The organism is Clostridioides sp. LIBA-7678, from assembly GCF_056716065.1.
The window spans coordinates 1,577,412-1,593,650 of record NZ_CP196987.1 but is presented as its reverse complement, the minus strand read 5'-3'; the positions used below and the strand labels follow the sequence as shown (position 1 = coordinate 1,593,650).

The following is a 16,239-nucleotide window of genomic DNA, read 5'->3' as shown; positions in this document are numbered from 1 at the left end:
TTATACCTACTTTCTATATATTGCATCAGTCATTCTAGCTGCCATTAAGTTTTCATAAACATCGTGTACTCTAACTATATCTACACCATCTCTTATACCTAGTACAGTAGTAGCTATTGTACCTTCCAATCTTTTTTTTGGTTCAACTGGAAGGACCTTACCTATTACCGATTTTCTAGATGTGCCAAGTAAAATAGGATAGCTTAAGTCTTTCAATTCGCCTAACCTTCTTAATACTTCTATATTCTGTTCAAAATCCTTACCAAATCCTATTCCTGGGTCAAGTACTATTTTTTCTTTTTTTACTCCACAGCTAATTGCCATTTCTATGCTTTCTTCAAAAAAGTCCTTTATTGACTCCATTATATCTTTTTCATATTTTGTCCCATCTTGATTGTGCATTATACATACTTCTGCATCATATTTACCTATTACAGAGGCCATATTTTTATCTTTTCTAAGACCCCAAACATCATTTACCATAGTAACACCTAATTTTAGTGCTTCTTCTGCAACATCTGCCTTATAAGTATCTATTGATATTGGTATATCTAATTCTTGTTTAAGTTTTTTTATTACAGGGATTACTCTTCTTAGTTCTTCATCTGAGTCTACATAACTATGACCTGGACGTGTAGATTCTCCTCCTAAGTCTATTATATCAGCGCCTTGGTCAACCATATCTTTTGCGTGTTTTATTGCTATGTCTAAGTTATTAAAATCTCCTCCATCTGAAAAACTATCTGGAGTTACATTTAATATTCCCATTATATAAGTTCTTTTACCATAATCAAACACAATTACTGACACTCCCTTAAATTAAATTTTATATCTCAACAAATGATTATATCTACAACAACTACTATTTCATAGTAATAAGACTCATCGCCTCAGCTCTAGATGCAATATCCTTTTCAAATATACCTCTTACTGCTGATGTAACAGTTTTTGAACCTGGCTTTTTCACACCCCTCATTGTCATACACATATGCTCTGCTTCCACTACAACTAAAACACCATAAGGCTGTAATTCTTCCATTATTATATCTGCAGCATTTTTAGTAATTCTTTCTTGTAATTGTGGTCTTTTTGCCAATGTATCTATTACTCTAGCAAGTTTAGAAAGACCTGTAAGTCTTCCTCCTTTTGGTAAATAAGCAATATGAGCTTTTCCAAAAAAAGGAACTAAGTGATGTTCACAACATGAATAGAATGGAATATCTTTTACCAAGACTAATTCTTCATGTTTCTCATCTGCAAAAAGAACTTTTAAATGGTCTCTTGGTTCTTCAGTAAGACCTGAAAATATCTCTTCATACATTCTAGCAACTCTATTTGGAGTCTCAATTAGACCTTCTCTATCTGGGTCTTCTCCAATTGCCTCCAATATTTCCCTTACTGCATGTTGTATCTTTTCTTTATCAACTTTATTCATTTAAACTCCCCCCATTGATTTGTGACTAGAAGATTAGTTTTATAATCTCTTTTGTCTCAATTTCTTTAAAAATATAATTATACACATCTAAAAGTTTTTGATAGTCATAACTTTCACTTACCTTTGATACTAGTTCAAAAAGCTCATTATTTTCTTTTTCCAAAACTTTTAGCAATTTTTTATCTTTTGGTACCCAATTATCATTTATATTAAAGTACCCAATTATTATATCTTTTAAATATAAATTCGTCAAAAAATGATATTCAAAAGCATCAAATTTTTCTTTATTTTTTAAATTTGATATTTTTCCCCCAATATCTTGTTTTAAAAAAGACTTTTCTTCCAGTGACATTTTTTTAGGCCCTTTTAGGTAAATATCCCTACTTATATCCTTTATATTCTTTGATATCTTCTCTTTATCAAATAGAACTTTAGCATCCTTCATCTCTTTAATAAAGAAATACTCTCTATCTGATAATAATTTTTTTACACCATCTCTTGAAAAATAGTTTATGTCAAATTCTATTCCCTCTTTTTCAAACAGTACTCGCTCTTGTTTTTCCCCTTTTTTTACAAAAACGAATATATCAATATCATTTATTTCTACATCGTGAAGAGTAAAATCTAAGTCTTTACTAGAACCAACCAAAAATACTGCTAAAGTATTTAGATTTTCTATTATCGTTGTTATCTCTTCACTATATACCTTATAAACACAACTTATCATTTCTTATCTCCAACAAATTGTTAATATTTTAATTTACTTTAAATATTCTACTATTTTATCGAAAATAGCATTTTTTTCATAAAATTTTATTTTGTCAATTTCTGTAACTTTCATAGCTCCCATAAGACTATTTGTGACAAAAACAAAATCAAAACTACTAATTTCTGATATATTAATTTCATTTTCTACCAACTCTATATGTAATTCGTCACAAATATTTATAATCCTCTTTTTTATTATTCCATTTAATATTGGTAATTTACCACTAGGAGTATATACTATTTCTCCTTTTATAAAAAATATATTACTCATAGAGCATTCTAAGATTACACCCACTGAATTTACAAATATACCATCATCATAACCATCTTTATTTGCAAAATTTTTAGTATATATATTTTCAAAATAATTTGTAGTTTTATGTCTATGAATCAAACTATCTCCTCTAATGATTGGTGAGACAGTTAACTTAAAGCCATTTTCATATGTTTCTTGATTATATGGGATATCTCTGATAGATATATTATAACCTTTATCAAAAACAGTAATTCTAAGTGCTTTATCAACAATAGTTTCTTTTTTTATATATGTATTAATCTCATTTATCAAGAAGTCTTTTTCATGCTTTATATCTAGTTCTAAACACCTTATTGAATTAAGCATTCTTTCTATATGAAGATTTAAATCTATTGCTATACCATGTTCAACTTTAATAGTTTCAAATAAACCAATTCCAAACTTACTTAAACTGCTATCAAAACCTACATTATTCTTCATAATAACCCCTCAAAGCCTTCATTATAGATTTTGCTTTATCCATTGTTTCTTGATATTCTTCATCTGGGTCAGAATCCCAAGTCATTCCTCCTCCAACTTGGAAATAAACCTTTCTATCATCTTTTATTATTGTTCTAATTGCTATATTAAAATCCATATCACCATTAAAACCTATATAACCTATTGAACCAGTATATACACTTCTTTGTGTTGGCTCCAATTCATCTATAATTTCCATTGCTCTAATCTTAGGTGCTCCTGTTATAGAACCACCTGGAAAAGTAGCTTTTATTATATCAGTAGCATCCTTATCGTCTTTTAATTCACCTACAACTGTTGAAACTAAGTGATTTACATTTGCATATGGTTCAATTACAAATAGTTCTGGAACTTTTACACTTCCTGTTTTAGATATTCTACCAATATCATTTCTTTCTAAGTCCACTATCATAAGTAATTCAGCTCTATCTTTTTCACTATTTTTAAGTTCTTGTTGAAGCTTTAAGTCTTCTTCCCTATCCTTACCTCTTGGACGAGTACCTTTTATTGGTCTAGTTTCTATTTTCTTATCAATACATCTTATAAATCTTTCTGGAGAGTTTGATAATATATGTACATCATCAAAGTTTAAAAATGCTCCAAATGGTGCTGGACTAAATCTTCTTAAATCTCTGTATAGTTCAAAGCTTGTAAGTTCTGTTTCTCCACTGAACCTTTGTGTTAAGTTTGCTTGGTATATATCCCCTTGTCTTATGTACTCTCTAACATTTTGAACTGCATTTTTAAATTCTTTCTTTGTGAAATTAGATTTAAGTCTTATAGGTTTAACTTCTTTTTCTTGATAACATATATTATCTATGCCTTTTTCTTCTTCTTTTAGTATTTTTTGTTCGATGTCATCAACTATCTTTTCTTCTAATTTCATATCTATATTTGGAGTAGCTATGTAAGTTTTTTCCATAAGATGGTCTACAACTATTACATGATTGTACAAACCAAAATACATATCAGGCATCCCAATATCATCTACAGCACTTCTAGGCAATTCTTCCATATAATTACCTAAATCATAAGACAAATATCCTACAGCTCCTCCTATAAATGGAAGGTTAGTATCATTTTTAACTCTATATTTATTTATTTCTTCTTTTAAAAATTCTAATGGATTTTCGTCAGTATCTTTATATTTTAATACCTTAAATGGCTTACTACTTATAAAAGAATATCTTCCTAATTTTTCTTTATCCATAGCACTGTCTAATATAAAACTGTCATGTTCGTTTCTAAAAATAGTAAATATCTCAAAAGAATTAAGTTTAGTGTTTATCTCTCTTATCATATTACATATGTATCCTTTCTCTAGCTTCTGTTATAAAGTTTTTCAGCATCTCATGACCATACTCTGATAAAATAGCTTCTGGATGAAATTGTACTCCTTCTATTAAGAATTTTTTATGTCTAATTCCCATTATTTCACCTTTATCAGTTGTTGCTGTAACTTCTAGTTCTTTAGGAACTTTATTAGAATCAATTATTAGTGAATGATACCTAGTGACATTCAAAGGATTCTTAAGACCACTAAAAACCCCTTTATTAATATGGTTTATACTATGCACCTTTCCATGTACAGGTTGCTGTGCCTTTATAATATCTCCTCCAAAAACATGTCCAATAGTTTGGTGACCCAAACAAATTCCTAGTATAGGCTTTTTCCCTTTAAAATAGTTAACAATATCTATGCAAACACCAGCTTCTTTTGGAGAACATGGTCCTGGAGATAATACAATTACCTCTGGATTAAGTTCTTCAATATCACTTATTTTGATTTCATTATTTCTCTTTACTACGACTATTTCCCCTAATTCTTCTATGTATTGTACTAGGTTATACACAAAAGAATCATAATTGTCTATCATTAGAATCATACTAAAATCCCCCCCTAAAAATTATTTTATTAACTCAGAAACTGTTACGAATTTAAAGCCTTTTTCCATCATTTTTGGGATAAACATATCTAAAGCTTCAACTGTATCATTAGTTGCATAATCGTGTAAAAGTATTATATCTCCATTTTGTACTTTATTAATTATTTTATCAGCAATACTGTTAGCTCCAGGATTTTTCCAGTCCTTCACATCTACACCTGTCCATAAAACAACTTTATAGTCATGCTTTTTTGCAATTTCTACTAAGTCTTTTTCTCTATAACTTCCAAATGGTGGTCTAAATAATGTAGGTTTCTTTCCAGTCACTTCTTTTAAGATATCTTCACACTTAACAATCTCCTCTTCTATCTGATTAGAACTTAAATTACTTATATCAGGGTGATTAAAAGTGTGATTTCCTATTTCATGCCCTTCTTTACTAGCTCTCACTAATGGTTCTTTATACCATTGAGCATGTTTACCAGCTATAAAAAAAGTAGCTTTTACATTGTATTTCTTTAATACATCTAAAACTTGGCTAGTTTCTTTTGGATGTGGTCCATCATCAAAGGTAATTGCTATTAACTTTTTTTCCCTTGAACCATGCTTAATTAAAACATTTCCATTAGTATCTGTCATCAAAGCAGAGACCTTACCAAAATTAGATACTAGTATTATTCCACAAAACAAGACTATCGCTACTAAACACTTATATGTTGTCCTCTTTTTCCATGGTGTCATTTTTAAACTTCCTTTCAAACATTTTAGTTATTTATAAAAATTTTGAGTGTAATATGTTTTATAGCTTCCTCCAAATATTACTCCAACTCCAATATTATTATAATTCCCCAAAATATTTTTTCTATGTCCTTCAGAATTCATCCAAGCTTCATGTGCATATATTGCGTTAATTTGCCCCGCTGCTATGTTTTCCCCAGCCGAAGTATATACGATTCCCTCCCTTTTCATTCTATCAAATGGAGTTTCATTATTTTTATTTATATGGTCAAAAAAATTATTATCTCTCATATCTTCACTATGCTTTCTTGAACTCAAAGTAGCTTGTTCACTGTATATTAGCGAATTTAATCCTCTTTGATTCCTAACACTATTTACAAGGTCTATAACTTCTAGTTCAAAACATTTTTTAAGCTCTTCTCTATCATCTGGATATAATTCTTTAAACTCATCTTCAGTACTTTTATCAATTATTAAATATGAACAAACTCTATTTTTTTCATGAATATCGTAGAAAATTGTAATATACTTGCCTTCTTTACTTATTATATCATATTGATTTTCTGAGTTTATTATATATCTAGTATTTCCTTTTCTCTTATATTTTAATGGTGTAATCTTAGTTCTCACTGTTTGCCTATCTTGATTTATTTTTATATCTTGGTTTTCACATGAATTCATAGAATTACTGTAAAGTGCTACTACCTCATTATTTTCAACACCAACCATTGCAAATTCTTTTCCATATTGATTATATACATACCAATCAAAGCCATACTCACTAGTATCAATTCTTCCAGGTTTCCCAATACTTGATAATACTTGATTTAAATTGTCTCCCAGACTTATTTTTTCAAAACTCTTTATATCTGATTCATCTAGATTTTCATTTTCAGTATTATTCAATTGTAAATTTTGATTTTTTTCTTTTTTATCTTTTTTTGAATTGTCACCTATATTTATCTTGTCTAAAAATTCATTCCATATTTCACTTTGAGAAATTTTTTCTTTTAAATCATATACTTCCTCTAACAATTCAGGACTATAAAATAAAACAATAAGTATTACCAACACTAATGCAATTAATTTCTTCAATATATCCCTCCTTCATAAAATCGAATTAAAATTTTTTAATATTCATTTATTATACTAATACTGATAATATATACTAATAAATAACATTCATACCTATTCAAATTTACTAAGTATTATAAAAAAGCTTTACCTACTAATAGATAAAGCTACAGTCTTAAAGAAAATATTTCATCTAATGTTCTATCAAAAATGGATGGTTTATCAAATTTCCAAGTCCCTTCATAAACCAATTCATTATTTAGATAAAAAGTTCCTTGCCCATGTTTTTTTCCATGCATAAATTCACCTACATATTTCTTGCCTTTTTCCCATATATAAGTCCCTTTACCATGAATCAAATTATTCTTCCATTCTCCTTCATAAAGTATTTCTCCTTCACTATTGTAACAAATACCATATCCTTCCATCTTTCCACCTTTAAATTCACCTGCATATATGCATCCATCACTCCACTTGTAAATACCTTTCCCATCCTTCTTACCATTTTTCCAAGTTCCAATATACTCATCTTTGCTATTATAGAGCATATTTCCAATACCATTCATTGTATCTTCTTCAAAATTACCTATATATTCATTTCCATTTGAAAATACAAAACTTCCTTTTCCATTTTTTTTATCTTGTTTAAACTCTCCTATGTACTCCATTTCTGTTCCTTCATCTACAAAAAAAGTATAAGAGCCTTGACCTTCCATCTTTCCCTCTAAAAACTTACCTACATATACATCCCCATTTGAAAATTTATATATTTTATTTCTTGGTTTTTTTGTATCTACTTCATCTATATCACGAATTGTTTTTCCTTCTAATTCTAATACTTCATTTTTTGGAGCAAAATCTCCCTTTTTTAAAACACGTTTTTTCATGTTCTTTATACTTTTAATCTCTTTATTTACTTCATTTATATATTTCAAATAATTATCATACAAATTAACATATTCTTTAGATAAATTCATAATGCCATTCCTCCAACGTTATTACTAGATATTTTACTAAATCCATTAAATTTATTATATCCTAATAGTGGTCATGTTTTCTACACATTAAGTAATTTTTTCAATTTTAATTTTAAAATAGCATCTTTTAAAGTGATACACAAATCATTAATAAAATCTTTATCTTCCACCTATTAAATTTAAATAGGCTGAGAGCCATAATATAAATTTATATATTATAGCTCTCAGCCTATAAAATTCTCTATAAATCTTTTGCTTTAAATCCTCTTCCTTTTACCTCTGTGACATCATTTACAGATATAAAGGCCTTTTTATCATACTTCAAAGCTATATCTTTTATCTTTGGTATCTCATTTGATGAAACTATTGTATATATAATTTTCTTTTTCTGATGAGTATATGCACCTTCTGCATCTAAAAAAGTTACACCCCTAACTAAACTCTTCATTATATCTTCTGCTATTAAATCGACTTCATTTGACATTACCATAACAGATTTTTGATAATTCATTGCATCTTTAATGAAGCTCATTGAGTACGCATTTAGAAATAAACCTATAAGAGTATATAATGCTAAATCTAATCCAAATAAGAAACTTCCTGTAAGTACTATTAATCCATTTATTGCTAAAGCAGTATCTTTCATTTCTATGTTCTTCTTAATTTTTAGTATTGCAGCTATTATATCTGTACCACCTTGGGAAGACCTAGTTCTAAATACAACCCCAACACCTAAACCAGATAGTATCCCACCATATACACTTTGGAGTAATATATCATGTATAGGTATAATCTGACTTATTTCCTGAGTCGCACCTAATAATAATGAAAATACAATCATATTTACTAAACTTGAAATACAAAACTCTTTTTCAAGGTATATGAACCCTAAAATAAATATTGGGATATTGATTAAAAATGTTAATAGACCCACATTTATATTTGTCAAATAGTTTATAGATGTTGCTATACCTGTAGCACCTCCACTAAGCAGATGTGCTGGTCTTAAGAACCCATTTATACCTATAGATGTCATCAACATCCCAAATAACATTGTTGAATATCTTAAAACTGGATGTTTTTGTAGGGTATTCTTAACTTCACTCATTTCTTTCTCCCTTCAATCTTTCTAAATCTTTAGAATTTTAAAAACTTATCTTTACATATATTATATTATTCCTGATGTAATAGATAATATTTCAAATAAATTTTTATATAATTTCTTGAACTGTCATCTATTACATCATCTATTATAGTATCTTTTTCATATATGTCTAGTGCAATTTTTTATATTTTAATCTTTAAAAACGTTCAAATCATCTCATTTATGCTTTAAATAAAAATCCTTCTAGCACAATATGATACTATTTATTGTTTGACTTGCAATATAGTAAATTTATAGTATTCTTTTCTAAATATCTATTTTTACAGTAATTTATCTTATCTTAGCAAATTCAAATTTAATATTTATCTGTTCATAATTAATTGCTAAATGAAATTTTTGTTTTCATAATTTCAGTATATGATTTTTTTATTTCATTATTTGCATTTTTTTCATTCACTTTTTATTTTAAAATTTTTTATTTTATTTTGTTTTAAGTATCCACAATACTAATTTTAATTTTATTTTTATATAAAATTCATTATAATTGGAATTAATATTACTGTAATTGTACCAGATACTCCAATAGAAACACCACTCATAGCTCCTTCTACTTCTCCAAGTTCAAAAGCTTTTGTAGTCCCTAGAGCATGTGCAGACGTTCCAAGTGCAATTCCTTTAGCAACTGGATGATTTATATTTCCAAGTTTAAATACTGTAGAAGCAACCATTCCACCAAAGATACCTGTAAAAATTATAGCCACAACTGTTATTGACTCTATACCATTTAAGGAATTTGCTAAAGATATTCCCATTGGTGTTGTTATAGATTTTGGAATCAAAGAGTTTATAATACTTACATCTGAATTAGCTATCTTACCAATTATCAATACAGATATAAAAGAAATTACTATACCACAACCTATACCTACAATAATTTCAACCATATGCTTTTTAAATAATTCAAATTGCTTATAAAGTGGAACTGCAAGTACTACTGTAACAGGACCTAGAAAGAAATTTATACTATCTGCTCCTATCTTGTAGTTCTCATAAGGAATTTTAGTTATGCTTAAAAATACTATTATTCCTACGATTGCAATTAACATGGGATTACATATAGGATTGTTCGTTTTTCGTTGGATATATCTCCCTAAATTAAAAAATACTATTGTCACTATTATACCAAATACTGGCGTTTGTAATACATTATACATCTTTTTGTCCTTCTTCCTTCTTTTTTATCATTTTTTCCACTATAACTCCAGTGGCATACATTACTATTAGTGTGCTTAAGCATATGACTAATAAAAGCACTAGTACATTTTCTTTTATCAGGTCTAATGATTTTATAAGTGACACACCTGCTGGGATGAAGAATATAGCCATATTATCAAGGAAAAATCCACTTATATTTTCTATACTACTCAAATCTAATACCTTAAGTTGTAGTAGCAAGAATAATAATAGCATCCCAACTATACTTCCAGGAATAAGTATAATTCCCTGTATAAAGGAACTTATATACTCTCCTATGACCCATATACATAAAATTATTACTAACTGATTGAAAACTTTCATTTTCCACCTCCAAAAACTAAAGAGATTGCTTCAAATCACATATTTGTAGTTTTTTCAACAAGCAAATATCTTTCTTCAAATAGAAAGTTATAATTTGATACAATCTCTTTTAAATTTATTTTTATTTTAATTTAATAAAATACATACTTGGTTGTTTCAAAAAACTTAACTATATAAACCTATTTTTCACTTAAAATCTCTTTTATTTTTGAATTGTTATACATGCTGTCTGGAACTTCACTTCTTAAACTATAGAAGGTTTGTTGTGCATTTTTTAAATCACCATTATCATAATAAAGCATCCCTAACTCATAATATGAATCATCATAATACTGGTCATGTTTAGTATAAGTATTTATATATTTTTTATAATATTTTATAGCTTCATCTTTATTTCCTAATAGCTTATTTGTTATGGCTAATTGATATATTGATTCAGAAATATATTTTTTAGTTTTCCCAGAAGAAACTACACTTTTAAAATTATCTATGGCTTTTTCATATTCTTTATTTTTCTTTAAATCTAGAGCTTGATAGTATAAATCTTCCTCATCAGCTACAGTTATCTCTCTTTCTGGTTCTTTATTTTTAGCCTCACTTAACTCTTTATTCGTTTTTTCTAATTTTTCACTTGTTTCTCCCAGCTTTTTATCAGTTTCATTTAGCTTTTCATCTTTACTACTTATTTGATTATTTAAATTTTCTATTCTCTTTTTACTTTGAATCAAATATACACCCATACCTACTAAAACACAAACAACTATAATATATGGTAAAATATTTTTCTTCTTTTTAACTTTTTTTACCTCTTCTTTTTTACTTGTATCTTCTTTTTCTTCCTCTTTCTTTTCAAATACTGGATTATCCTTATCTAACTCTTTAAGTTTATCTAAGTATCCTTCTCTCTTTTTTACATTGCCTAGTTTATCATACAACAAAGATAAAATCACATATGGTTCTATTAGTTCAGGTTCTTCCTCAATTATATTCTCCAAAATATGTATTGACTCATAATTTAATTCTTCATTTATAAATCTTATAGAATGATTGTACCTTCCTAAAAATGTTTTAAAATCTTCAGATGAAATTAGATTTACATATTTTCTCGATATATGGTTATTTTCATAACATAAAGCTGTATAAAAGCTCTCAAATGACTTAGCAAAGTCACATTTTAATAGCTTTAAAAGACCTCTAAGATTTAGTATATCAATATCTTTAGGATTTATTTCTAAAGCTTTATTCACCATATTAATAGCACTAGTTATATAGTTCTTATATGCCAAATCCAGTGCATTATTATATCTTTTGTATGATTCTAATTTTAATTCCTTTGATGTTGTGTCTGACTTTGAATTTAAAGCTCCTTGTAAGTTCAATAGTGTCTCTTCTTTATAATTTGTAGTCACATAGCTCTGCTTTAATGCTTTTAGTGTCTCGTCACCATCTTCTTCTTCTATGTTAAAAAAAGTCAAATCACTTTTATTATCTTCTATCAAAGATATATCTAAAATTTTTCTAGGCATGTTTTCTATGTCCTGTTTTATATCTTTAACTAAAATAATACTCACCTCCACTCTAAAATATATATTTAAGATAACATATTTAATATGTCAAGTCAAAACTATACATATTTTGCCATTATCCTCATAATAAAAAAGGTAATCCTCTTCTTCTTGTGAAAAGGTTACCTTTTTCCAATATTACTAACTTTTAATGTTGAATTTTTTTACTTTTCTATACAGTGTAGCTATACCTATATTTAAAGCCTCAGCTACCTTTTTCATACCTTCTGTGTTACTTCCATATTTTTTTATAGCTTTTTCTATAGCTTCCCTCTCAAGGTCATCCATAGTCTTAACTTCTTGTTTATATAATTCATCTAATTTAAAAGATATTAAGTCAGACATACTTCTTATAAAAGCAGTTAACTCCTTGTCTTTTGAAAGTATTTTTTCCTTTTGTTCTTCATTAAATGCAGCTATACCCAAAATTCCAAGTATATGTTCTCCCATTTTAACAGGAGTACATATATCAGCTAACTCTTTACAATTTTCTCTATTTGCACATTGATTACAGTTCTCTTCTATTTCCTTATTTATAACATAGGATTTTCCATCTTTTAAAACAAGAGAGTATACTGATTTCTCTGAGATTGTCTCTCCTATTTTACCTCTGAATATTCCTGTCCCTGCTATCCTAGTTAAATCTTTTGTAACTAAAGTAACATCTACATCCAACACATTAGAAATATTCTCGCAAATACTTTGAACGTAATTCGTTATATTATTTAAATTCAAAGTAATCCCTCCTATTTAGATTTATATTTTTTAATACTCTACATAAATCCTATTCTTGAGAACTTTAAGCTTGCGGTTGTGGTTGTGTCTCATTAGGCTTATTATCAGTTGGTGGTGTTTCTGGTTTTTGTTGATTATTTTGATTATTCGAATTTTGATTGTTTTTATTTTCATCTGTCTTTGGCTTTTCTTCTGGTTTTGGTTCCATAGTTCCAACTAATATAATACCTTCCTTCTTAGGATAATATGAATTAGCTATTTTTTCAGTTTTAATTTTCTTACCATTAGCATCATTAAATGTTCTATATGTTGATACAGAATATGCATTTCTTCCGCTCTTTTCCACTTTTTCTTTGCCTTTAGGCATTGTAGAATCATTAACTCTTTTCATTGTAGTTTGTGAAACACCATCTAATTTTGTTGATATTGTTATATTTTGTTTGTCTTCTGCACTTCCATATATATTGCAAACAATTTGATTCCCTGAAACGTAATTTTTTATGTAAACTGGATGCTTTAGATTGTTTTTAAATAAGAAATCTATTCCACTATCTGCAACAGTTGCATCTCTTCCTTTTGGAACATAACTTGATGGTATTGTATGATTTTTTACATTAACAATTTCTAATCCTGCATATAACACAGAATTATATAGTGTTGACGAAACTTGACAAACTCCTCCACCATAGTCTTCTTCCATCTCACCTTCCATTATTACAGGTGCACTTTTATATCCATTTTCTTTACTTCTTTTACCTGTATGCTTGTTAAATGAAAAAGTTTCTCCTGGCATAAGTAATACATTACTTATATTATCTGTTGCTAATTTTATGTTTATACTTCTATTTACTTGAGAAGTTTTAAATGTTGTTGAATACTTGCCTAAATTTGTGTCTATATTAGCAAGTTGCTCTTTTTTTATCTTTGCTGGAGTAGCTTTTACTACTAACTTATTCTTATAATTTCCTTTTTTAGTTTGATTCTCAAAATTCTCCATACTCTTAGAAATATCCATTTTAAGACCATCAGAGTCTGGTACAACTTTTACTTTTTCACCACTTATATCAAGTGTTGCATCTTTTACCTCTACATCTATTTCTTTAGCTATCTTTTCCATTTCTGATTTTAGCTTATTTTTATCATAATTTGTCACTACTACTAAGTTGTTTTTCTTTCCAAAATTTGCTGAAATAGTTTTTGATAGATTTCCAAAGAAACCATTCTTTCTATTTAAATTATATGCATTTTCTACTGTTTTATCCAAATCTGCAGATAAATTTAAATCTTTACTTTTAACTTTCCAGTTTTTATCATTGTAGATAAACTCAACATTTTCTAATTTGTATTTTTTACTTAATTCCTGTTTTGCTTGTGCTTTAGTCAATTTGCCAATGTTTACTCCATTAACATATGTGTTTTTTGCTATTTTCTCCCCATTAAATTGCACACACATTATGCCTATAAAAATTATGACTACTAATGCTACAGCACCAATGGCTATAACTAGCTTTTTGTTCACATTACTCATCCCATACTTCTCCTTACAATAAAATTATTTATATACACCTACTATTATATTACTACATAATCTGCCTTAAAAACCCAAAAACTTTTTAATTATATAATAATTTAACATTATCAATATAATTAATTAATATTCATTTAGTCCTTTTTCTGATATGGCATATATTTTTTCATTGTAAATATTAATAGCATAAACCTCTTTACCTTTAAATAATCCTTTGTTTACTATAGCGTAATAATAAATATTTTTATACTTCCCAAATAATTCTTCTAATGTTTTTTTACTCTTTACATACCTCTCAGCTTTCTCTATATCTAATATCTCAACCTTTTTATATTTGTTATCTTTTTCATCAAGAGTATTAGTTAATACAAATTTAGCTTTATCTTTAGTAATACCAAATTGATAACTTCCATCCTCTAATATCCTAAAGTATCCATCTCCATAGTCTACTTTGTAATCTTTCTTACCATCTTTATATGAATATAAATCTTTAGTTTTTGCACTTACTAAAACCTCATTTACTAATTTGTCATACTCATATACTTCAGCATAATAATATTTATTATTTTTTATCATTTGTGGAAGTGAATTTATAGATAAATTTGACTTATCTTTGCCACTTTTTTTGGATATTACATTTATGATGTCATCAGATGTTAAAGTATACAATGATAAATTCTTCTTATATTTTTTCTCTAGACTTTGCACTTTTTCATCATCTGAATAATCTTCTTTTAAATATTCTATATACTGTAATGCTCTTTCATAATCTCCAGAAGTATTTGCCTCTTCAGCTCTACTTATATAATAATCATACATTTCCTCAATACATTGCTTTTTCGCATTTTGAGCCATATTATAATACTTCTCATCTTCTTTTAATACTTTATTATACTTTTCGATAGCTTCATAATACTTATATACTTTTTGGTCTTTGACTGCTGAATCATAAACATCTCTAGATTCCCTAATTGTTTCTATATTCTGTTTGTATACATCTAAATTACTACCCACTCCATTTAATATTGAAACAGTGTTTATGTAGTTAATGGCAACATCATAAGTAGTATTCTCTTCCTTATACATTTCCTTAACTCTATCCGCCTGAGTTAGCAAATCATCCACATCTATATTTATTTTATTTAGCTCTTTTACTGTATTTATTAATCCAATAAAACTTTCTTGACTTATATCTCCATCTAAGTATTTATCACCACTATTTAATAATAATTTGTTAATTTTTTTAGAAACAGACTTATTGAATCTTTCCATTTTTGAAGCAGAAAACTTTTTTTCTATACTCGCATAGTAATCAACAGCTATAGAATATTGTCTTTTATCTATGATTTTCAACAACTCATTAGCTTCATTCCCTACACTAAATTCATTACTGCTTAAGAAAAATACTATCATTAAAACAATTACGCCTAATGCTGATAATGAAACTGCAACTATAGACTTTCTTTTTTCATCAATAAAATCTACAGTTTTCTCAAATAAATCTCTAAAATTCATTATGGTTCCCTCTCCATTTAGCAATATTTATATTCTATGGTAAACTAAATTTCTTATTGGTTATTATATCATAATTCCTGAAAAAAAATAAAAACACAAGTTAAATCGTGTTTTTATTTTACCTATCAATCATTATTTTATACATAAATATTTCCTTTACATAAACTATGATATCTTTCTCTTTATATCTCTAGAATGACTTTTTTGTTTTTTATTAGCACTGACATTTTTCATTCTTGTTTTATGTACAGTTTTATTATCAAATATTTTTCTAGCATTGCATAAAACAATTCCAGTTGTTAAACAAACTGTAACTACACCGCCCATCAAAAAGTAATAATCCAATCCTATATGTACTCCCATAACTGAATTTATTAATACTAATGCAAAAGTCATTGCAAAACATATCATCATGGAGATAACTAAAATTCTTAGAATTTTTTTCAATCCAATCACCTCGTATAATCACTAATATTGACACTACCCCTTATCCATTACTATACCAAATTAGTAAAAAAATAGCAATTACTATTGTCATTTATATTAGGAATATATTAAAT

The 16,239-nt window shown here is 27.5% G+C and carries 17 protein-coding genes; all 17 read right to left on the bottom strand.

The features are described 5' to 3' along the window. Positions 1 to 6: 6 nt before the first annotated feature. Entirely contained in the window at positions 7 to 798 is a 792-nt protein-coding gene (gene folP, locus ACTG46_RS07830) for a dihydropteroate synthase (RefSeq protein ID WP_161803429.1), read from the bottom strand. A 64-nt stretch (positions 799 to 862) separates the two neighbouring features. Further along, a complete protein-coding gene (gene folE / locus ACTG46_RS07825) occupies positions 863 to 1,435 on the bottom strand; it encodes a GTP cyclohydrolase I FolE (protein WP_054269932.1) in 573 nt (190 codons plus the stop codon). A gap of 25 nt (positions 1,436 to 1,460) precedes the next feature. Then, entirely contained in the window at positions 1,461 to 2,162 is a 702-nt protein-coding gene (locus ACTG46_RS07820; RefSeq protein ID WP_479923901.1) for a hypothetical protein, read from the bottom strand. 33 nt (positions 2,163 to 2,195) lie between these two features. Further along, positions 2,196 to 2,939 carry an aminotransferase class IV gene (locus tag ACTG46_RS07815; protein ID WP_243193119.1) on the bottom strand — a complete coding sequence of 248 codons (744 nt, stop codon included), beginning with the start codon at positions 2,937 to 2,939 and terminating at the stop codon, positions 2,196 to 2,198. Beyond that, entirely contained in the window at positions 2,929 to 4,278 is a 1,350-nt protein-coding gene (gene pabB / locus ACTG46_RS07810) for an aminodeoxychorismate synthase component I (RefSeq protein ID WP_243193121.1), read from the bottom strand. The genes ACTG46_RS07815 and pabB overlap by 11 nt, the downstream gene beginning before the upstream one ends. A gap of 1 nt (position 4,279) precedes the next feature. Next, entirely contained in the window at positions 4,280 to 4,864 is a 585-nt protein-coding gene (locus ACTG46_RS07805; RefSeq protein WP_243193123.1) for an aminodeoxychorismate/anthranilate synthase component II, read from the bottom strand. A 21-nt stretch (positions 4,865 to 4,885) separates the two neighbouring features. Further along, positions 4,886 to 5,605: a polysaccharide deacetylase family protein gene (locus ACTG46_RS07800; protein ID WP_167640092.1), complete on the bottom strand. Its 720-nt coding sequence runs from the start codon at positions 5,603 to 5,605 to the stop codon at positions 4,886 to 4,888. A gap of 27 nt (positions 5,606 to 5,632) precedes the next feature. Beyond that, the gene (locus ACTG46_RS07795) at positions 5,633 to 6,697 is read right to left on the bottom strand and encodes a CAP domain-containing protein (RefSeq protein WP_231300642.1); all 1,065 of its coding nucleotides are present in this window, start codon (positions 6,695 to 6,697) and stop codon (positions 5,633 to 5,635) included. Positions 6,698 to 6,843: 146 nt separating this feature from the next. After that, complete coding sequence (locus ACTG46_RS07790) at positions 6,844 to 7,653, bottom strand: MORN repeat-containing protein (RefSeq protein ID WP_479923900.1); 810 nt, start codon at positions 7,651 to 7,653, stop codon at positions 6,844 to 6,846. Positions 7,654 to 7,894: 241 nt separating this feature from the next. Further along, positions 7,895 to 8,761, bottom strand: coding sequence for a YitT family protein (locus ACTG46_RS07785; protein ID WP_054269924.1), 867 nt, complete (start codon positions 8,759 to 8,761; stop codon positions 7,895 to 7,897). A gap of 521 nt (positions 8,762 to 9,282) precedes the next feature. Then, positions 9,283 to 9,972 (bottom strand): LrgB family protein, encoded by a 690-nt coding sequence (locus ACTG46_RS07780; RefSeq protein ID WP_054269923.1) that lies wholly within the window; start codon positions 9,970 to 9,972, stop codon positions 9,283 to 9,285. After that, positions 9,965 to 10,336, bottom strand: coding sequence for a CidA/LrgA family protein (locus ACTG46_RS07775; protein ID WP_054269922.1), 372 nt, complete (start codon positions 10,334 to 10,336; stop codon positions 9,965 to 9,967). Before ACTG46_RS07775 ends, ACTG46_RS07780 begins: the two co-directional genes overlap by 8 nt. A gap of 179 nt (positions 10,337 to 10,515) precedes the next feature. Further along, positions 10,516 to 11,913 (bottom strand): tetratricopeptide repeat protein, encoded by a 1,398-nt coding sequence (locus ACTG46_RS07770; RefSeq protein WP_407812179.1) that lies wholly within the window; start codon positions 11,911 to 11,913, stop codon positions 10,516 to 10,518. A gap of 129 nt (positions 11,914 to 12,042) precedes the next feature. Next, entirely contained in the window at positions 12,043 to 12,636 is a 594-nt protein-coding gene (locus tag ACTG46_RS07765) for a GAF domain-containing protein (RefSeq protein WP_054269921.1), read from the bottom strand. A 64-nt stretch (positions 12,637 to 12,700) separates the two neighbouring features. Then, the gene (locus ACTG46_RS07760) at positions 12,701 to 14,164 is read right to left on the bottom strand and encodes a VanW family protein (protein WP_054269920.1); all 1,464 of its coding nucleotides are present in this window, start codon (positions 14,162 to 14,164) and stop codon (positions 12,701 to 12,703) included. 123 nt (positions 14,165 to 14,287) lie between these two features. Beyond that, a complete protein-coding gene (locus ACTG46_RS07755; RefSeq protein ID WP_054269919.1) occupies positions 14,288 to 15,679 on the bottom strand; it encodes a hypothetical protein in 1,392 nt (463 codons plus the stop codon). A 165-nt stretch (positions 15,680 to 15,844) separates the two neighbouring features. Beyond that, positions 15,845 to 16,093, bottom strand: coding sequence for a hypothetical protein (locus ACTG46_RS07750; RefSeq protein ID WP_054269966.1), 249 nt, complete (start codon positions 16,091 to 16,093; stop codon positions 15,845 to 15,847). Positions 16,094 to 16,239: the final 146 nt, after the last annotated feature.